17 protein-coding genes and 2 pseudogenes are annotated in these 20,192 nt (G+C 63.6%); all 19 read left to right on the forward strand.

What is annotated here, in order from left to right; all coding sequences use genetic code 11:
* Positions 1–506 precede the first annotated feature (506 nt).
* Positions 507–656: pseudogene (locus M6689_RS16275) on the forward strand (Fic family protein); the annotation flags it as partial.
* Positions 653–1,072: a nucleotidyltransferase domain-containing protein gene (locus M6689_RS07545; protein WP_298269797.1), complete on the forward strand. Its 420-nt coding sequence runs from the start codon at positions 653–655 to the stop codon at positions 1,070–1,072. The pseudogene M6689_RS16275 and the gene M6689_RS07545, both read left to right, overlap by 4 nt.
* Positions 1,069–1,515 carry a DUF86 domain-containing protein gene (locus M6689_RS07550; protein WP_298269799.1) on the forward strand — a complete coding sequence of 149 codons (447 nt, stop codon included), beginning with the start codon at positions 1,069–1,071 and terminating at the stop codon, positions 1,513–1,515. Before M6689_RS07545 ends, M6689_RS07550 begins: the two co-directional genes overlap by 4 nt.
* On the forward strand, positions 1,512–2,702 hold the full coding sequence (trpB, locus tag M6689_RS07555; protein ID WP_298269801.1) for a tryptophan synthase subunit beta: 1,191 nt from the start codon (positions 1,512–1,514) through the stop codon (positions 2,700–2,702). The genes M6689_RS07550 and trpB overlap by 4 nt, the downstream gene beginning before the upstream one ends.
* 349 nt (positions 2,703–3,051) lie before the next feature.
* Positions 3,052–3,699 (forward strand): transglycosylase SLT domain-containing protein, encoded by a 648-nt coding sequence (locus tag M6689_RS07560; protein WP_298269803.1) that lies wholly within the window; start codon positions 3,052–3,054, stop codon positions 3,697–3,699.
* A 157-nt stretch (positions 3,700–3,856) separates the two neighbouring features.
* Complete coding sequence (locus M6689_RS07565; protein ID WP_298269805.1) at positions 3,857–4,357, forward strand: LEA type 2 family protein; 501 nt, start codon at positions 3,857–3,859, stop codon at positions 4,355–4,357.
* Positions 4,354–6,261, forward strand: coding sequence for an energy-dependent translational throttle protein EttA (gene ettA / locus M6689_RS07570; protein WP_298269807.1), 1,908 nt, complete (start codon positions 4,354–4,356; stop codon positions 6,259–6,261). Before M6689_RS07565 ends, ettA begins: the two co-directional genes overlap by 4 nt.
* 125 nt (positions 6,262–6,386) lie before the next feature.
* On the forward strand, positions 6,387–8,564 hold the full coding sequence (locus tag M6689_RS07575) for a methyl-accepting chemotaxis protein (RefSeq protein WP_298269809.1): 2,178 nt from the start codon (positions 6,387–6,389) through the stop codon (positions 8,562–8,564).
* A 77-nt stretch (positions 8,565–8,641) separates the two neighbouring features.
* Entirely contained in the window at positions 8,642–9,436 is a 795-nt protein-coding gene (gene trpA / locus M6689_RS07580; RefSeq protein ID WP_298269811.1) for a tryptophan synthase subunit alpha, read from the forward strand.
* 101 nt (positions 9,437–9,537) lie between these two features.
* The gene (accD, locus tag M6689_RS07585) at positions 9,538–10,380 is read left to right on the forward strand and encodes an acetyl-CoA carboxylase, carboxyltransferase subunit beta (RefSeq protein WP_298269813.1); all 843 of its coding nucleotides are present in this window, start codon (positions 9,538–9,540) and stop codon (positions 10,378–10,380) included.
* 118 nt (positions 10,381–10,498) lie between these two features.
* Positions 10,499–11,773 carry a folylpolyglutamate synthase/dihydrofolate synthase family protein gene (locus tag M6689_RS07590; protein WP_298269816.1) on the forward strand — a complete coding sequence of 425 codons (1,275 nt, stop codon included), beginning with the start codon at positions 10,499–10,501 and terminating at the stop codon, positions 11,771–11,773.
* A gap of 73 nt (positions 11,774–11,846) precedes the next feature.
* The gene (gene lptD / locus M6689_RS07595; protein WP_298269819.1) at positions 11,847–13,919 is read left to right on the forward strand and encodes an LPS assembly protein LptD; all 2,073 of its coding nucleotides are present in this window, start codon (positions 11,847–11,849) and stop codon (positions 13,917–13,919) included.
* Positions 13,920–14,024: 105 nt separating this feature from the next.
* Positions 14,025–15,098 carry a dTDP-glucose 4,6-dehydratase gene (gene rfbB / locus M6689_RS07600; RefSeq protein WP_298269821.1) on the forward strand — a complete coding sequence of 358 codons (1,074 nt, stop codon included), beginning with the start codon at positions 14,025–14,027 and terminating at the stop codon, positions 15,096–15,098.
* A gap of 90 nt (positions 15,099–15,188) precedes the next feature.
* A complete protein-coding gene (rfbD, locus tag M6689_RS07605) occupies positions 15,189–16,031 on the forward strand; it encodes a dTDP-4-dehydrorhamnose reductase (protein ID WP_298269825.1) in 843 nt (280 codons plus the stop codon).
* A gap of 15 nt (positions 16,032–16,046) precedes the next feature.
* The gene (locus M6689_RS07610; RefSeq protein WP_298269827.1) at positions 16,047–16,424 is read left to right on the forward strand and encodes a cupin domain-containing protein; all 378 of its coding nucleotides are present in this window, start codon (positions 16,047–16,049) and stop codon (positions 16,422–16,424) included.
* Positions 16,421–17,572: a Na+/H+ antiporter NhaA gene (locus tag M6689_RS07615; protein WP_298269829.1), complete on the forward strand. Its 1,152-nt coding sequence runs from the start codon at positions 16,421–16,423 to the stop codon at positions 17,570–17,572. The genes M6689_RS07610 and M6689_RS07615 overlap by 4 nt, the downstream gene beginning before the upstream one ends.
* 1,029 nt (positions 17,573–18,601) lie before the next feature.
* Entirely contained in the window at positions 18,602–19,378 is a 777-nt protein-coding gene (locus tag M6689_RS07620; RefSeq protein WP_298269832.1) for an IclR family transcriptional regulator, read from the forward strand.
* A 120-nt stretch (positions 19,379–19,498) separates the two neighbouring features.
* Positions 19,499–19,807, forward strand: coding sequence for a DUF485 domain-containing protein (locus M6689_RS07625; protein WP_298269835.1), 309 nt, complete (start codon positions 19,499–19,501; stop codon positions 19,805–19,807).
* Between the two features lie 14 nt (positions 19,808–19,821).
* Positions 19,822–20,192 (forward strand): annotated as a pseudogene (locus tag M6689_RS07630) (cation acetate symporter); the annotation flags it as partial.

A 20,192-nucleotide genomic window follows, 5' to 3' on the forward strand; every position in this document is an offset into this window, starting at 1 on the left:
CGATTTTTAGTTTGAGACTAAGTGCATTGTAACATTTAAGTTTTCGTATCTACCCCCTCCAAACCTCCCCTTGACAGGGGAGGCTTAAAGGCTTCCCCCCTGTTAAGGGGGGATTGAGGGGGGTTGGTTTTAGATGTTTCAAAGTACTAGAGTGAGAACAGAAGAGTGAGAACAGAAGGGTCAGTGAGAACAGAAGGGTCAGATCTCCATTCTACAGCAATTGTGACAATAGGGCTCGGTGGAGGAGATACCGAACCATAGGAGTGTTTGGATGCACACTAACGCAACAATTATCGATCACGCTGATACGCAAGCCACAAATACCGTAGACTCCGTCGTAATCCATAAGCCTCATGAAGGAACGTCAGGGAAAGGCGACCATTGTCACTCGACCGGCGCTTCTCCAATTGACCGCCCCCGTCACGAAGCTTGTGCATGATATTTATGAACTGTATGCCGGCCGCACCGGCAAAGGCTATGGCTGGTTCCAGGCGGACGGAACCAAAAATTTCCGGCTGATCTATCTTCGTCCCGCGCTCGATGCCGGCCTGATCGAGATGACCATCCCCGATAAACCGCGCAGCAGTAACCAGCGCTACCGCCTGACAGCCAAAGGCAGACAGTTTCTTGAACAGCTGAAGAAGGCCGAAACATGAGCATGAACCCGCAGGAAGCAATAATCAGGACCGTCCTTGAGCACTGTCCCGACGTCCAGGCGATCTACCTCTTCGGCTCCTTCGGTACGGAGGACGAATGGCCCGACAGCGATGTCGACATCGCCATGCTCCTGCCGCCGAAGGAGGCGAAAAAGGCCGGTCTGCTGGCGATGAGCGCCTTGCAGCGTGCTCTTGAAAAGCTGTTGAAAAGAGAGATCGATCTGATCAACCTGCGCCAGGTGCCGACGGTGCTGCAGAAGGAAGTGATTGCCGCGGATCGCCGTATCTATGATGGGGACAGGATTGCCGCCGAGGAGTTCGAGATGCTGACCCTCTCCCTCTATCAGAAACTGAACGAGGAACGTGCGGAGATCATAGCGAGTGCCCTGACCGACGGGAGGTTCCACGATATATGAACGATATCGTCCTGAACAAGAAGGAGAGCATCGAACGCTGCATCAAGCAGATCCGGACTTACTACGCACTTCCCGGGGCCGCGCCTTTTGCCGAGGATTACCTGAAGCAGGATGCCATCGCATTGAATCTGCAACGGGCCTGCGAGCTGTGCATCGACCTGGCGAATCACACGATCAAGCTCCGCAAGCTCGGCCTTCCCAAGGAGAGCAAAGAGAGTTTCCGGTTGCTCGCGGCCGGCGGGATCATTCCCCGGGACCTTGCGGTCCGGCTTGAAGGAATGGTTGGGTTCAGAAACGTGCTGGTGCATGAGTATCAGAAACTGGACATCACGCTGATGATCGACGTCATCGAAAACCGGCTTGACGACCTCGTGGAATTTACCAACTGTATTGTGAGGGAATTTTTCGACATTACCGGATCACCCCAAACGGAGGATACATGAAACTACCCGACAGACACGGCCACTTCGGCCAGTTCGGCGGCCGCTACGTTCCCGAGACCCTCATGCCGGCGCTGCTGGAGCTGGAGAAGGCCTATGACCATTACCGGCACGACCGCGAGTTCAAGGAGGAGTTCGACTACTACCTACGCCAGTACGTGGGGCGTCCCAACCCGCTCTACTTCGCCGAGAAGCTGACGAAGAAGCTGGGCGGCGCGAAGATCTACCTCAAGCGCGAGGACCTGAACCACACCGGCGCCCACAAGGTGAATAACACCATCGGCCAGGGGCTCCTCGCCAAGCGGATGGGAAAGAAGCGGGTGATCGCCGAGACCGGGGCGGGGCAGCACGGGGTGGCGACCGCCACCATCGCGGCGCTCATGGGGATGGAGTGCGAGGTCTTCATGGGGGAGGAGGATATCCGGCGCCAGTCCCTGAACGTCTTCCGGATGAAGCTCCTCGGCGCCAAGGTCACGGCGGTGACCGCCGGCACCGCCACCCTGAAGGACGCCATGAACGAAGCGATGCGCAACTGGGTCACCTACGTCCACAATACCTTCTACGTCATCGGCACCGTGGCGGGACCCCACCCCTATCCGATGATGGTGCGGGACTTCCAGGCGGTGATCGGCCGGGAGGCGAAGGCCCAGCACAAAAAAGTCGAAGGGCGGCTCCCCGACTACCTCGTTGCCTGTGTCGGCGGGGGGAGCAATGCCCTGGGTCTCTTCCACCCCTTCGTCAATGACCGGGAGGTGCGGATGGTGGGGGTCGAGGCGGCCGGTCACGGCATCCCGACGGGAGCCCATGCGGCGCCGCTCTGCGCGGGGCGCGTCGGGGTCCTCCACGGCAACAAGACCTACCTCCTGCAGGACGAGTTCGGCCAGATCGCCAATGCCCACTCCATCTCCGCGGGGCTCGACTATCCGGGGGTCGGCCCCGAGCACGCCTGGCTCAAGGATTCGGGGCGGGCGGAGTATGTCTCGGTGACCGACGAGGAGGCCCTGGAGGGGTTTTCGCTCCTCACTCGCGAGGAGGGGATCCTCCCTGCCCTGGAGTCATCCCACGCCATCGCCTACGTGGCGAAGCTGGCCCCCACCCTGCCGAAGGAGAAGATCATCGTCGTCTGCCTCTCGGGGAGGGGGGACAAGGATATCCACACGGTGGCCGATGCAATGGGGGTGGAATTGTAGGCAAGTGCGAGTCGTTTTTATGTAAGTTGTTGAAAGTAGGTGCAAAACCAAAAAAGTTGCTTGACAACAGTGCTGTTCTACGGTATAAAATCACCCGTCTGTTAAATAAAACAGACAAAGCGAAAGGACCCTCATTGGGTCCTTTCGGCGTTTTTTGCGAAGAATAGTTTCATTAAACATAGAGGTGCTTTTCCCTTGGAATGGATGGCGGCGCCGCCATCCCCTACGGGAGGGCGGCGCGTGCCGCTCTCTACATCAAAGAAAGGAGGTTCCGGCCGGAGCCGGTCCATGCCCCGAACAGACTTCGGACCGTCCGGCAAAGCCGCGAACACTGACCCAAAAACAGCCTATGAGAAAAACAATCTACGTACTGGCAGCTATGATGCTCTTCTGCGCCTCCTGCAATCAGACCGGACTTCGCAGGGAGGCCGGCCATAAGGCCCGCCTCGCTCACCTCTCCGATCAGGAGGTCCGTCGGCTCATGGAACAGGGTGTCGATCTGGACGAACGTCAGCGACAGGCCCGGGCCATCGCCACCGTCTTTTCCCGGAGGACGGATTCCGATCGTGCCCAGAAACTCGCCGCCCTCTGCTACCTGAAGACCCTCGGCACCGACCTGATGCCCCTCGACCTGGCCGAGATCGCCCTGGCGGAAACCGGCAGCGTCGGATTCGAATCGGACGCCGTTTCTCCCAAGGGGGCACTGGGGGTCTGGCAACTGATGCCCTACCGCGCGGCGAGCCACGGCTTCCGCCCGGAGGAGATGCTGGACGACGCCAAGTGTGCCGAGGCTGCCGTCCGCGAGCTTTACAGCAAGCTCGACATGGCGAACGGCAACCTGGTGAAGGCAAAGAAGCTTTACTGCGGCGTCGGCCCCGAGGCGGACGCCTACGAAGTGAAGCGCCGTAAGTACCGGCGCGAGATTCTCAACGAGCTGGAGTGGGCTCCGCCAACGCGGGCCGAGAGCCCGCTGGCCCTTCTCGTGGGGGCCTCGTAGCCCTGATAAAACGAACCGCGCACAACGAGGTGCGTACGAGGCGGGCTTCCCGGGAGGCCCGCCTCGTTTTTTGTGCCGTGGCGCGGATGCCATGCGGGTTTCCCGGTCGTCGCGATTGTGGTATGGTAGGCCGATTGCCGTTTTGTCCGGAGGACCCATGAAAAAGATGCTGTTACTGCTTTTTTCGCTAGTGCTTGCCGCCTGCTCCCTCTTCGTTTCCGAACCGAAAGTAAAGGTGAAGGACCTCGCCGTCGTCGGCCTGGGCGCCGAGGGGGCCAACCTGGAATTTCTCCTTGCCGTCACCAATCCCAACTCCTTTCCCCTGACCCTCAGGGGATACACCTATGATGTCCGCGTCATGGCGCTCCCCCTCACCAAGGGGGGGCTGCGGGAGCGGGTCGAATTCCCCGCCGGAGAGACCACCGACGTGCGGCTCCCGTTCCGGGTGGCCTACCGCGATCTCTGGGAGATCCTGAAGCGCAACCCCACTCCCGACGCCATCCCCTACCGGCTCGACGGGGGACTCGAAGTGGAGACCCCCGTCGGGACCTCCACGGTCCCGGTGACGACGAGCGGTAATTTCACCGTTCCCCAGCGGTTTCGTCCGTCGGGACTCGTGCGTGGGTTGGGCGACATCGTGAAGGGGCTCGCCCGATGAACGTGATCGACGCGACGGGCCTCATGAAAAGCTTCGGTCCCCGGCAGATCCTCGACGGGGCCACCTTCGCCATCGGCGAGGAGGAGAAGGCGGGGCTCATCGGGGTGAACGGCAGCGGCAAGTCGACCCTCATGGAGATCCTGGCCGGGATCGAGGAGCGTGAAGGGGGGGCGATCGCCCTGAAGCGGGGAGCTACGGTCGGCTACCTGCCCCAGGAACCGCTCCTCGATGAGAGCCGGACGGTGGGGGAGGAGCTGGAGGGGGGGCTTGTGGCGATTCGCAGGGTCCTCTCCGAGTATGAATCGATCGGCGTCCAACTGGCGGGGCAGCAGGAGAATCACGACCGGCTCCTGGCCCGCCAGGGGGAACTCGCCACCTGGATCGAGCACCACGGCGGCTGGAATACCGACCACCGGGTGGCCGAGATCATGACCCGGCTCCGGATCCCCGACCGGCACCAGCGGATCGGCGAGCTCTCGGGGGGGACAAGGCGGCGGGTGGCGCTCGGCAGGCTCCTGCTCCAGGCGCCGGATCTCCTGCTGCTGGACGAGCCGACCAACCACCTGGATGCCGACACGGTCCAGTGGCTCCAGGACCACCTCGGCGCCTATCCCGGCGCGGTGCTCCTCGTCACCCACGACCGTTACTTCCTCGACCGGGTGGCGACCCGGATGCTGGAACTGGAGTGGGGGCGGATCACCTCGTATCTGGGGGGGTACTCCCGCTATCTGGAGCAGAAGGAGGAGAAGCTCGCCCAGGAGGCCCGCGGGCACGAGCGGCTCCTGAACCTGCTGCGGGTCGAGACCGCCTGGATCCGGCGCGGGGCCAAGGCCCGGACCACCAAGCAGAAGGCGCGCATTGACCGTTACCACGACCTGGAGGAGCGGAGCCAGGTGGATACGGCGCGGGAGACGCGGCTCGCCTTCACCGCCGGCGACAGCCTCGGCGGCACTATCCTGGAGCTCCTGGGGCTTTCCAAGGCCCTCGGCGGAAGGCGCCTCGTCGACGGCCTCACGTTCCGGATGAAGCGTGGGGACCGGGTGGGGATCATCGGCCCCAATGGCTGCGGCAAGACGACCCTCATCCGGACCATCATGGGGGAAGAGCTCCCCGACGCCGGCGCCGTCGCCATCGGGAAAAAGACCCGCATCGCCTATTTCGACCAGAACCGGACGGTCCTCGATCCGGAGCAGACCCTCTACGACTTCCTCGGCGAGGGGGACTACGTGACGGTCGGCGGCGAGAAGCGCCACAAGATCGGCTACCTGGAAGATTTCCTCTTCGCCCCCTCCGACCGGATGCGCCGGATCTCCACCCTCTCGGGGGGAGAACGGAGCCGCCTCGTCCTCGCCCGGCTCATGCTGGAGGATGCCAACCTGCTGATCCTCGACGAACCGACCAACGACCTCGATATCCCGACGCTCCAGCTCCTGGACGACGCCCTCGTCCGCTTCCCCGGCTGCGTGCTGATGGTTACCCACGACCGCTTCTTCCTCGACAAGGTCGCCACCGGCATCCTCGCCTTCGAGGGGGAGGGGAGGGTGACCTTCTACGAGGGGAACTACACCCTCTACCGGGAGCTGGCGGAGCAAGCCGCCGGCAATGGGAAGCAGGAGGGGAAAGATAACGCAAAGGCCGTAAGGGCCGATGCCGTACGTGAGAAGCCGCGGAAAAAGGGGCTCACCTACGGGGAACGGCTGGAGCTGGAACGGGTGGAGGCCGAGATCGAGCGGCTGGAGCTTCGCAAGGGGGAGGTGGAGGCACAGCTGGCCGACCCCGCCGCCTACGGGAGCGTGACAGGGGGGATCGGCGCCCTCTCCGCCGAGTTTACCCGGCTGGAGGAGGAGCTTGGCGCCCTCCTTCTCCGGTGGGAAGAGCTCGAAACGAAGCGGGCCGAAGGGTAGGGGCGCTTCTCGGCCGCACGCGGCGCAAAGCGGCGCAGAACGGCTCTTTTCGCTTGATAAATAAGGCCTTGGCTGGTATATCAGACGGGTCCGGCAATCGACTATTTTCGCCATCAGGGGGCGTCATGCTCAGGGATATGAAACTCGGCTTCAGGCTCATCGGTTCCTTCGTCATCATGGCGGTCATCGTCGCCGTGACCGGCTTCATCGGCATCCGGAGCATCGGCATGGTGTCGAGCCGGGTGTCGACCATGCTGCAGAGCCGCTATGACCAGCAGAAGGTCGCCCTGCAGCTCCAGGCGGCCGAACGGACCTGCCGCGCCGAGCTCCTTGAGGGGATCATGGCCCATTCGGACGAGAAGGGGCTGAAGGAGCACATTGACGCCTACCGGAAAAACCGCGACATCATCAGGCGTTACAGTGTGGCGCTCCTCAAGGGGGACACGGAGCTGGGACTCGAGCCCGCCCCCAAGGACAGCGTCATGGAGTCCCACGCCGAGACGCTCACGGAAACCTGGGGGGAGTACGAGAAGGTTGCCGAGCGGATCATCGCTTACAAAACCGCCGTGCTCGCCGGCCGCGAGACACCCTCGCCCCTCGGCGAGACCCGCCTCATGTCCGAGCTGAGCGGCGCCAGCGAGTTCGTGGCCCGCGACATCGACGACCTGATCGAGACCGTGCAGGGGATGATGAAGGAGGTCGGCCGGGAGACGGGGCGGATCAAGATGTCGATCACCGTCACCTTTATCATCGTCATCTTCGGCGCCGCCGTCGTGGCCCTTTCCTTCGGCATCGTCGCCACCCGCAACATCATCCGCCGCGTCAACCGGATGGTGGAGGCGATGAACCACGGGGCCGAAGGGGACCTGACGGCCCGGGTGGAGACCGATTCCCGGGACGAGCTCGGCCGGCTCGGCCACGACTTCAATGCCATGCTGGAGATGCTCGGCGAGCTGATCAAGAAGGTTAACCGTTCGTTCGTGGAGGTGGGGCAGGTCTCCGCCAATCTCTTCGAGGCTTCCCGGCGGGTCATGGCCGCGGCGGAGGTCCAGTCCGAGGGGGTGAGCTCCACCTCTTCGGCGGTGAACCAGATTAACGTATCGGTCAGGGAAGTCTCCCACGGGGTCGACAGCCTCTCCCTCTCGGCCTCCGAAACCTCCTCCTCCATTCTCGAGATGGCCGCCAGCATCGAGGAGGTGGCCCTCAACGTCGATTCCCTCGCCCAGTCGGTGGAAGAGGTGAGCTCATCCGTCGTCGAGATGGCGGCCTCCATCAAGCAGATCGCCAACAGCGTCGTCAGCCTGCAGGAAGTCTCCACCACCACCGCCTCCTCCGTGGCCGAGATGGACAGCTCCATCAAGCAGGTGGAGAAAAACGCCCTTGAAACCGCCGCCATCTCCGAGGAAGTCCGCCGCGATGCCGAGATGGGGAAGGAGTCGGTGGAGGCGACCATCGCCGGCATCAACGAGATCAAGCGCTCGTCCCATATCACCTCCGAGGTGATCGAGACCCTGTCGCTGCGGGCCGGCGACATCGGCGCCATCCTTTCCGTAATCGATGAGGTGGCGGAGCAGACGAACCTCCTGGCGCTCAACGCGGCCATCATCGCCGCCCAGGCAGGTGAGCACGGCAAGGGGTTCGCCGTGGTGGCCGACGAGATCAAGGAGCTGGCCGAGCGGACCTCCAGCTCCACCCGCGAGATCGCCCAGCTCATCAAAGGGGTCCAGGACGAGACCGCCCGGGCGGTGGTGGCCATCGAGCAGGCCGAAAGGAGCATTGCCGAGGGGGAGAACCTCTCCCAGAGATCGGGCGATGCCCTTCGCAAGATAGTTGACGGCGTGCAGCAGGCCACGGAGCAGGTGGAGAGCATCGCCCGCGCCACCACCGAACAGGCCAAGGGAAGCCAGATGATCCGCGACGCCATGGAGCGGGTCTCCGACATGATCGGCCAGATCGCCAACGCCACCCGGGAGCAGGGTAAAGGGAGCGAGATGATCATGAGTGCGGCGGAGCGGATGAAGGGGCTCACCTCCCAGGTCCGGACCTCCACCCGTGAGCAGAGCAAGGTGGGGAACTTCATCGCCCGTTCCACCGAGAACATCACCGACATGATCCAGCAGATCAAGCGGGCCTGCGACGAGCAGACCCGGGGGAGCGAGCAGATCATCCACGCGGTGGAGAACATTCAGGAATCGACCGCCACCAACCTCGGCGCCGCCCGGATGATGGACGACGCCGTATCCCGCCTCTCCCGCCAGCTGGAGGACCTCCAACGCGGCATGGGGAGCTTCAGGATCGAGTAATCAGTGACTCGGGATTCGGGGCCCGGGTGGTTTTTCCAGTCCCGAACCCCGAGTCCCGAGTCCCGAAAGGTTTTGTCATGAGCAGAATTGCCGGGAAGTTTGCCGAGTTGAAAAAGAGGGGCGAAGCGGCCCTCGTTACCTTCATCACCGCCGGGGATCCCGACCTCGCCGCCACGGAGGAGCTGATCCCGCTTCTGGCCGAGAGCGGGGCCGACATCGTTGAGCTCGGGGTCCCCTTTTCCGACCCGATGGCGGACGGACCCACCATCCAGCTCTCGTCGGAGCGCGCCCTGGCCGCCGGCACCACCCTGCCGAAGATCCTTGCCACGGTGAAGGCGGTCCGGGCCCGGACCGGGGTCCCCATCGTCCTCATGGGGTACTACAACCCGATCCTGAGCTACGGGCCGGAGCGGTTCGCGGCCGATGCCGCCGCCGCGGGGGTGGACGGGGTGCTCCTCGTCGACCTTCCGCCGGAAGAGGGGAGGGAGTTCAAGGCGTGCACCGACCGTCACGGCCTCGACCTCATCCTGCTCCTCACTCCCACCTCCGACGAGGGACGGATCGCCACCGTCGCCCGGCGCGCCCGCGGCTTCGTCTATTACGTTTCCGTCACCGGGGTGACCGGGGTCCGCAGCAGCGTGGAAGGGTCGGTCGCCAGCCGGGTGGCCGAGGTGAAGGGAAAGGTCCCGGTACCGGTGGCGGTCGGCTTCGGGATCTCGACCCCGGAGCAGGCCGCCGAGATCGCCGCCGTTGCCGACGGGGTGGTGGTGGGAAGCGCACTGGTCAAGCTCTTCGAGGCCCACCGGGGGGAGGAGCTCCGGCGGGAGCTCGCCCGGTTCGTCTCTTCCCTGAAACGGGCCGTGTGCCCGTAACCGGTCACCGTTCCGTTGACAGTGAGCCCTTTTTCTGTTATCAAAAACTTTTATTTTAACTAAAAATTAGGGACGGATTAACGTCCCCACGGAGAGACGACATGGCGTGGTTCAAACGCGAAAAGGCGCCGGGAGCGGCCGACAGGAAGGTCAAGGTTCACGAGGGGCTCTGGACGAAGTGCGTGAGCTGCAAGGAAAACCTCATCACGAAGGACCTGGAGAAAAACCTCAACGTCTGCCCCAGGTGCGGTCATCATTATCGGATCTCCGCCCGGCAGCGGATCGATCTTCTCCTCGACCCGGGGAGCTTTACCGAGTTCGACGCCGGGATGACGTCGGTGGACGTCCTCGATTTCAAGGACTCCAAGAGTTACCAGGAGCGGATTGCCGCCGCCGTGGCCAAGGGAGGGTCCCGCGACGCCGTCATCTGCGGCGAGGGGAAGATGGATGGCCTCCCTCTGCAGCTTGCGGTCTTCGACTTCTCGTTCATGGGGGGGAGCATGGGGAGCGTGGTGGGGGAGAAGATCACCCGCGCCATCGAGCGGGGGGTGGAAAAGCGGACTCCCGTTATCGTGATCTCCGCCTCCGGCGGCGCCCGGATGCAGGAGAGCATCCTCTCCCTCATGCAGATGGCCAAGACCTCTGCAGCGCTGGCGAAGCTCAAGAAGGAGGGGCTTCCCTTCATCTCGATCCTCACCGATCCGACCACCGGCGGCGTCACCGCCAGTTTTGCCATGCTGGGCGACGTCAACATGGCGGAGCCGAAGGCCCTGATCGGGTTTGCCGGTCCCCGCGTCATCGAGCAGACGATCCGGCAGAAGCTTCCCGAGGGGTTCCAGCGGGCCGAGTACCTCCTCGACCACGGGATGGTCGACATCATCGTGGAGCGGAAGGATATGCGGCTGCGGCTCTCCCGGATTCTCTCGATGCTCTACCGGGGGTGACGGCTCCCTGGGATGCATGATCCGGCGGGGGTGGGTTTGCAAAAACCCACCCCTTCTCTTTTTTTGCGGTCAAAGCGGTGGATTTTCGCCGTTCGTTTCCGTATAATCCCGCCCTGTCATGACCTACGAGGAGACCCTGGCACATATCTACGCCCTGCGGCGCTTCGGCATCCGCCCGGGACTCGATCGCGTCTCCTCCCTCCTTGCCCGGCTCGGCAACCTGCACGCATCGCTCCGGATCATCCATGTGGCGGGGACCAACGGCAAGGGGTCGACGGCCGCCTTTCTCTCCTCGATTCTCGCCGCGGGGGGGTATCGCACGGGCCTCTTTACCTCTCCCCACCTCATCAGCTTTACGGAGCGTTTTCGGATAAACGGTGCGGAGATCGGCCGCGATGAGGTCCTGCGGCTGGCGCAGCGGGTGATGGCTGCGGCGCCGGAAGGGACGACCTTCTTCGAGCTGGTGACCGCCCTGGCCCTCCTGCACTTTGCCGGGGAGGGGGTCGACGTCGCCATCCTGGAGGCGGGGATGGGGGGCGGGCACGACGCCACCAACGTCGCGGCGGGCATTCTGACCATCATTACCCCCGTGGCCTTGGATCACGGCGAATGGCTCGGCGAGACGGTCCCCGCCATCGCCCGGGAGAAGGGGGGGATCATCAAGGCGGGAAGGCCGGTGGTGCTGGCGGAGCAGCTCCCCGAGGCGGCCGAGGTGCTTGTCCAACGGAGCAAGGCGCTCGGGTGCCGGCTCTGCCGTTTCGATACCGATTTCACGGCGCGGTGGCACGGGGAGCGGCTCGCGTACCGGGGGCTTCACCGTTCCCTGGAGGGAGTGCGGCCGGGGATCGGGGGACGCTACCAGCGGGTCAATGCGGCCTGCGCCCTGGCCGCCGCCGAACTCCTTGCCACCGAGGGGTTCCCACTGACGGACGAGGCGCTTCGCCGCGGCATTGCCGACGCCCGGTGGCCGGGACGGATGGAGCTTTTCCCGGGGCCTCCCCCCGTTCTTCTGGACGGGGCCCACAATCCGGCCGGCGCCGGGGCGCTGGCCGAGGCCCTGGCCGATTTTCCGCGGCGCCGGCTCATCCTCGTCACGGGAATCATGGGGGACAAGGACGCGGAGGGGATTCTCTCGCCCCTGCTCCCCCTTGCGGACGAGGTGGTGACGGTCACCCCCGCCGTGGAGCGGGGGCTTGCGGCGGACCGGCTCGCCGCGTTCTGCCGCGAGCGCGGCGCAGCCGCCATCGACGGCGGTGCGGTCCCCCAAGGCCTGGAACTTGCCCGGCAGCGGGCCGGTTCCGATGATCTCGTCCTGGTGACCGGCTCTCTCTTCACGGTGGGGGAGGCGCGGGCCGCCCTCCTCGCCGCGCCTTACGAACCTTTCCGCGGATAAACCTGAAACGGCAGTTGCCGTCTGAGCGGAGCAGGGCTTCCGGCAACTGCCGAATATAGGATAAAACGGAGCAATGGCACGTTCTCACTTCACATACTGCCGGCTGGTGCTCGCCCTGCTCCTCGTCGCCGCTCCCGCCGCGGCTTCGGGGGTGGCGCCGGAGGCCAGCGGGCCGGTCTTCATCGAGGCGGACTCCCTGACCCACGAGGCGGGGAACCGGGTCGAGGCGAAGGGGAACGTGCGAATCCGGGGGGAGGGGCTCACGCTCCTGGCCGACAAAGCGCTGCTTCTGGGAGACCGCGACGAGGCCCGGGCCGAGGGGAACGTCACCATCCTCAAGGATGGCGACACGCTTCGCGGCGACCGGCTGTCGCTCAACCTCAAGGACCAGACGGGGGTCATGGAGAACGGCTCTCTCTTCGTCCGGAAGGGGAACGTCCACCTGAAGGCCCAGCGGATGTACAAGCTCGTGGGGGAGAGCTACCGCCTGGAGCGGGGGGACTTCACCACCTGCGACGCCGACCCTCCCAGCTGGAAATTCACCGCCACCGACGTGGACGTCACGCTCGGCGAATATGCCACGGGGAAAAACGCCCTCTTCTATGTCGGCGGCGTACCGGTCTTCTACTTCCCCTATCTGATCTTTCCGGTGAAGAGCGAGCGCCAGTCCGGATTCCTGACCCCCCGGACCGGGAACTCCAACAAGAAGGGGTTCACCTTCAGCCTCGGTTACTACTGGGCCATCAGCCCGAGCCAGGACGCCACCGTCACCCTCGACGTGCAGTCCAAGCGGGGAGAGGGGCTGGGCCTCGACTACCGCTACATCAGGAAAAAGGGGAGCGAGGGGACCTTTCGGGGGTATGCCATCTACGACTCCCAGCAGCAGCGGTTCCGGGGCGACATGTCCCAGAAGCACCTGGAAACCGTCTCCGACACCTTCGACATCAAGTCCGACATCAACCTCGTCACCGACCGGACCTTCTACCGCGACTTCGCCGAGCAGAACGGGGTCTACAACCAGAACAGCCTCGAATCGTCCCTCTCCGCCACCAAGCGTTTCCGCCGCTTTGTCCTCTCCGGGGAGCTGCGCTACGTGGAAGACCTGCGGGTGGATGTCCTCGACAACCGGAAGACCCTCCAGAAGCTGCCGACGATCAACTTTACCGGCGTGCGCCAGCGGCTCGGGGACACCCCCCTCTTTTTCTCCCTCGAATCGAGCTTCACGAATTTCTATCGTCCGGAGGGGATCAAGGGGGAGCGGCTCGATCTCCACCCGCACCTGATCGCCTATGCGAAGCCCTTCGGCCCCCTGGAGCTTTCCGCCTGGGGGGGGTACCGGCTGCGCCTCTACGACGCCCGCGGCACCGACGAGGGAGCGGGGTACCACGGCAGCGGGATCGTGACCGGCGGGGGGGCGCTCTCCTCCACCCTCGCCCGGGTGTACGAGACCGGCAGCGCCGCCATGCCGCGGGTGCGGCACGTGATGATCCCCGAGGTGCGCTACAGCTATGTCCAGGAGAAGAATCAGGACGGCCTGCCGTTCTTCGACTATAACGACCGGATCGTGAGCGAGAACCGGATCGTCTACTCGCTGACCAACTCCGTCACCGGCAAGTTCACGGGGGACGACGGCTCCAGCGAGTACCGGGAGATCCTCTACCTGCGCCTGGCACAGGGGTACGACTTCAGCGGCACCCGCCGGGACCTCCTGACGCTCGTCGACGAGGGGCGCCCCTTCACCGACGTGATGGCGGAGGCGAAGGTCAGTCCCCTCAAACACGTTTCCGTCGGTGCCGAGACCCGCTACAACCCGTACCACATGCGCCTTTCGACCGTGGCCGTCACGGCCGACGCCGGCGACGGGAAGGGGAATTCCGCCGGCCTCTCCTACCGCCATGCGCGGGGCGAGGTGGAGTATCTGGAGGGGCACACCTCCCTCTCCCTCGTCAAGCCGTTCGTCTTTACCTTTTCCGGCCGTTATTCCTTCGACCGGAAGGATTTTCTCGAGTCGCTTTACGCCCTCGAATACCGGCACCAGTGCTGGAGCGTCACCCTCTCCTACCGCGACCGGATCGACAACCGCGAATTCTTCGTCAGCTTCGCCCTGTCGGGAATCGGCTCCCTCGGTTCCTTCCGGGCGTTCTGAGGCGCCGGTGGCGGGCCGGATACGGATACAAGCTGAAGCAGATTGGCCATGACGGCGGAGAGCGCTGTTCGGCACCCCCATTCCAACGTGAACCCGGAGGATCCTATGTCTGAGACGTTCAACCCACGCGCCGTCCTGGTCACCGGCGGCGCCGGCTTCATCGGTTCCAATTTCATCAACCACTTCATGGCCGCCAACCCGGGGTGCCGGGTGGTGAACCTCGACCTCCTCACCTATGCCGGTAACCTGATGAACCTGGTGGGGGTGGCGCACGATCCCGCCTACCGGTTCGTCCGGGGGGACATTGGCGACGCGGAGCTGGTGGCCCGGCTCCTGGCCGAGGAGCGGATCGAGGCGGTGGTCCACTTCGCGGCCGAGTCCCACGTGGACCGCTCCATCACCGGCCCCGAGATCTTCGTCAAGACCAACATCCTCGGGACCCAGGTCCTCCTGGAAGAGAGCCGGAAGCACTGGGCGTCGGGGGCCGTGGGGGAGTTCCGCTACCTCCAGGTTTCCACCGACGAGGTCTACGGCACCCTCGGCGAGACGGGATACTTCACGGAGGAGACGCCGCTTGCCCCCAATTCCCCCTATTCGGCCAGCAAGGCGGGGGCCGACCTCCTGGTCCGGGCCTACCGCGAGACCTACGGTTTGCCGGCCCTCACCACCCGCTGCTCCAACAACTATGGTCCCTTCCAGTTCCCGGAGAAGCTGATCCCGCTCATGATCCACAACATCGTGGCGCGAAAGCCCCTGCCGGTCTACGGCGACGGGAAGAACGTGCGGGACTGGCTCCACGTGAAGGACCACTCCACCGCCATCGAGACGGTGCTGAAGAAGGGGCGCCCCGGCGAGGTCTACAACGTCGGAGGCAACAACGAGTGGCAGAACATCGCCATCGTCAATCTCGTCTGTGACCTCCTCGATGCAAAGCTGGGGAGCGGGGCGGGGGAGAACCGGCAGCTCGTCACCTTCGTGAAGGACCGGCCGGGACACGACCGCCGCTATGCCATCGACGCCTCGAAGATGAAGCGGGAGCTGGGGTGGGAGCCTTCCTACACCTTCGAGCGGGGGATCGACGAGACCATCGACTGGTACCTGGCGAACCGCGGGTGGGTCGAAGAGGTGACCTCAGGGGCCTATCGGGAGTATTACGAGAAGCAGTACGGAAAGCTGTGACTTGTGACCTGGGACTCGGGACTCGATCGGGATTGGAGGGTTTGATTTTACCAGTCCCCGGTCCCCAGTCCCGGCTTTATGGAGGTTCAAATGATACTTGTGGTTGGCGCAAAGGGAATGCTCGGCCAGGACCTGATGCGGGTGCTGCCGGGGGATGTGCGTGGCGTGGACATCGGGGAGATCGACATCACCTCCGCCGAATCGGTCCGGCGGGTCCTTCTCACCCTGAAGCCCCGGGTGGTGGTGAACGCCGCCGCCTACACCGATGTGGACGGCTGCGAGACGAACGTCGAGCTCGCCATGAAGGTGAACGGCGAGGGGGTGGGGCACCTCGCCGCGGTGACGAAGGAGCTCGGCGCGCTCCTCGTGCAGCTGAGCACCGATTACGTCTTCGACGGCGGCAAGGGGAGCGCCTGCGGGGAGGACGACCCGGTGAACCCCCTGAGCGTCTACGGCCGCTCCAAGCTTCTGGGGGAGGAGAACGCCCGCACGAATCCGGACCACCTCATCGTCCGGACCCAGTGGCTCTACGGCCTCGGCGGCAAGAACTTCGTCGAGACGATGCTCCGCCTGGCGAAGGAGCGGACCGAGCTCGCCGTGGTGGACGACCAGATCGGCTCCCCCACCTGGACGGTGGACCTGGCGCTCGCCATCAACGAGTTGATCGACAACGGCCGTCGCGGCACCTACCACGCCGCCAACAGCGGCTTCTGCTCCTGGTACGGCTTCGCCGGGGCGATCTTTGCCGAGGCCGGGGTCCCCATGAAGGTGCGCCCCCAGACCACCGAAGAGCTCGGCCGTCCCGCCCCGCGCCCCCTCTATTCGGTCCTCGACTGCGGGAAACTGTCCCGCGACACCGGCTTGGTGCTGGAGCAGTGGCGCGAGGCCCTGAAGAGCTACCTGGCGAAACGGCGGGAAGCCGGAATGAACTGACGGAGGGAGTCCACGATGGAACGCGGCGAACGCCCCTGGGGTACCTACACGGTCCTCGAAGAGAACAACAGTTACAAGATCAAGCGGATCGAGGTGAACCCCGGCCAGCGCCTCTCGCTCCAGATGCACCACCACCGGAGCGAGCACTGGATCGTCGTCTCCGGCACCGCCCGGGTCACCTGCGGCGACGAGGAGTACGTCGTCAACGTGAACGAATCGACCTTCATCCCCATCGGCAGGAACCACCGGCTCGAAAACCCCGGGAAGATTCCCCTGGTGATCATCGAGGTCCAGAGCGGCGAGTACCTGGGGGAGGACGACATCGTCCGCTTCGACGATGACTACCAGCGCTGCGGGGTGGCTCAGGAGCCGGCGGCCGGTGAGGAACCGTGAGGGAACGGATAGACCTCCTCCGGGAGTTCTCGGTCCCCCTCATCGCCGGGGTGGTGACGGCCCTCCTCTGGGCCAACCTGGCGCCCGGGAGCTACCACCACTTCGACCACGCCCCGTTCCTGGGGAACCTCAGCTTTCACTTCGCCACCAACGACCTCTTCATGGTCTTCTTCTTCGGGATCGCGGCGGTGGAGATCACCCAGAGCTGCCTCCCCGGCGGCGACCTGAACCCCCCCAGGAAGGCGGTCAATCCGCTCCTGGCGACCCTCGGCGGGGTGCTCGGGCCGGTGGCGGTCTACCTGACGCTCAATGCGGCTATCGGCGCGCCGGGGCTCGCCCGGGGGTGGGGGATACCCACCGCCACCGACATTGCCCTCGCCTGGCTCGCGGCGCGGCTGATCTTCGGCGCCGGCCATCCCGCCATCTCCTTTCTCCTCCTCCTCGCCATCGCCGACGATGCCGTGGGGCTCGTCATCATCGCCCTCTTCTATCCCGATCCGAGTGTCCCGGTGGAGCCGGCATGGCTCTTCCTCGTCGCCTGCGGCATGGTGGCGGCCTGGTGGCTGAGAAGCGGCCGGGTCCGCAGCTACTGGCCGTACCTCATCCTCGGCGGCGGCTTCTCCTGGAGCGGCCTCTTCCTGGCCCATCTCCACCCGGCCCTGGCCCTGGTCCCCATCGTGCCGTTTCTCCCCCACCCGCCGCGGGAGGAGAAGCACCTCTTCGAGGAAGACCCCGCCGACCGTTCCACCCTTGCCCGGTTCGAGCACGAATGGAAGATCATCGTCGACTTCGGCCTCTTCATGTTCGGACTCGCCAACGCCGGGGTCGAGTTCGCCGGAATCGGCACCGCCACCTGGCTCGTGCTCGCCTCCCTCGTCGTCGGCAAGACCGGCGGTATCTTCCTCTGCGGCCTTGTGGGGGAACGCCTCGGGTTTCCCCTCCCGGCAGGAATGGGATGGCGTGAGCTGCTGGTGGCCGGCGCCGTGGCCGGCATCGGCTTCACGGTGGCCCTCTTCGTGGCCGGCGAGGCGTTCTCCGATCCGCTTCTCCAGGGGGCCGCCAAGATGGGGGCCATGGCCAGCATCATCGCCGCGCCGTGCGCCTACCTGAGTGCCAGGCTCCTTCGTCTGAAGCGCCGGGGTAGATAGCCCATGCGCCCCCTCCTCTCGTTTCCCCCCTTGTCTGTTTCTCCTCCTATTTTTCCTGTTTAATGTCCTCGTAAAACGACGGTTTGCCAAATTGCTTTTACAACTAACCGATTCTGCGCGATTATATGTTGATAGAACGGGTTATACGGGATTTTAAAACATATTTATAAAAAGTGTTTGCGTAGGAATAAAAGTTTGTTATATTGATATCGAAAATTGTTATAAAAGGTGTTGCAGGGCTTTGCCGGTTGGTTAATGTTATTTTTTTCAAAGTGTTACATTTCCGGCAAAAATAACCGCGATTTGAAATGGGTTTTAGGTCGGCCATGGGCATGGACAGGAAACTACTCACTCTCTCGGTTGTGGCGGTTTCGTTCTTCCTCGCATTTCTGGGGATGAGGAATTCGTACCTGAATGGTGCCTCTGCGCCGAAACAGCGGCCCCGGGCCGTGGTCGAGAGCGTATCCAAGGCTTCGGACCTGCTGGTTGAGCAGACAAATGTCGTCGCGGTGCATCCAGTCCTTCCCTCCCTTCCCCTGAATGGTACAATCGGCAGCGTTGCGCCTCGTGCCTGTCGTCAAATCCTCGTCAGAATCTCTCTCCCCTCTCTGCGCTTTTCCCGGGCTCCTCCCCTGATTTCCTGATTACCCTCTCGTTGTTTCTCCAAGTTGCAGAGGCTGATGGTCCGGTCCCTTCCGGCCTTCGGTCGCACGCGATCTGTTGATTGCGGGCACGGATGCTTCTTCCGCCTGAATCTCTTCGTGCGCCGGCACGTGAATTCAGGTCATGTATGAGGCATGTTGCCGGATTGGTGCCCGTATTCAACGACCAGGCCGATTGGCACCGATCTTCCGCTATCACCTTCTACCCGTGGGAGAAGGTGGTCGAAGGCAGGTGAACGGGAGCAACTTCCCCCCTCACCATGGTCCTCTCCCCCCCGGGAAGAGGGGACCGTTTCGTCACCGTGGCGCAAGATCGATGCTTATCAAGGTGTCCAAAGAACAATGGAACAGTGAGGTGAATTACGATATGCGAGCCTGCAGAGCGGAACAAAAAGCCTATACCGTTCAGGCGGTTGCCAATGCGCTGGAGATACTTGAATTACTGGTCGACCAGCCGACGACGCCGACACTGGGATGGATAGCGGAGGCCCTAGGCCTCAGTCGTAACAAAGCCTTCCGGCTTCTGGAGACTCTTCGCGAGCGTGGTCTCGTGGAGCGGGATCGCGAGACCAGCATGTATCTCGTGGGAATGGCTGCGGTGGAACTCTCCCAGAAGCTTCTTCGCAAGGCACCGGTGGTGGCCCACGCGCACCCGATCATCGAGGAGATTGCCCGCAGGCATGACGAGACCGTCTACATGACGGTCATGCGGGGCGACAGCGTGGTGTTCGTCGACATGGCGGACAGCGACCGCCAGGTCAAGCCGGTGACGGTGCTGGGGAAACGCTTCCCCTATTTTACGAACGCGGCCGGAAAGGCCATGAAGGCGCTGGAGTCGGTCGATCCGCTGAACCTCCTCAGAAAGCCGGGTCGGCGCAGGAAGTCACTGAATGTGGAACTTTTGGCAAACGAATTGGCGGACATCAGAGAGAAGGGGGTTGCCGTTGACTTCGGCGGTCTTGGAGAGGGAATAGTCAGCGTCGCGGTGGCGGTGCGCGACTACGCCGGCAAGGTGGTTGGAGCCATCACGATTCTGGTTCCGGCGTTCAGGATTGTCGCCGACCGTCTCGAAAACGAGATCATTCCCTCTCTCCGGGAAGGTGCGGAAATCCTTTCCATGAAGTTTGGTCATGCACCGTGCTGAAGCTTGTCGAGCGGCACACGGGATGCCAATGAAGGAAAGGGGGTGGGACACGGCAGGACGTGCAGCGATGGGGGCGGGACGCCGCTTCATCACCATTAATTCATGAAAGGAGTAACTGTCATGGCTGAAAAGCAATACGACTGGGCGGCAATCGCCCGCAATCCCAAGTTTGTCGAACTCCACCGTAAAAAGACCGCCTTCCTCGTCGGCTGGTGGCTCTTCTCCACCGCCTACTACTTCTTGCTCCCGATCGGCGCAGCCTTTGCCCCGGGCCTTTTCAAGGTCAAGCTGATCGGCGTCATCAACTTCGGCTACATCTTTGCTCTCTCCCAGTTTTTCGTTTCCTGGGGGATCGCCATGTACTATGCCCGCGTTGCCAACAAGGACTTCGACCGGTTGACCCGGGAACTCGTGGACGAACTCAAATAAGGAGGACTACCGAAATGAAAAAGATTTTCGCAGCAGCAGTGCTAGCCCTCTCCCTGGGCTCGTTCGCAATTGCAGCCGAACCGGCCAAGACCGCCCCATCCCAGGCGGCTCCGGCGATGGCAGCACCCGCAGCGGCCGGCGTAGCTGCGACCACTGCGCCAGCACCGGCCTCCGCTCCGGCGCCCGCAAAGAAGGAAATCAAGGCCGATAAAACCATCACCATCAGCATGTTCGGCATCATCATCGCGCTTACCATGGGGATCGTGGTCTGGGCCGCCAAGAGGACCAAAACCGCGGCCGACTTCTACGCCGCCGGCGGCGGCATCACCGGCACCCAGAACGGATGGGCGATCGCCGGAGACTACATGTCGGCAGCATCCTTCCT

This window comes from Geobacter sp., assembly GCF_027327745.1.
Lineage (GTDB): Bacteria > Desulfobacterota > Desulfuromonadia > Geobacterales > Geobacteraceae > Geobacter.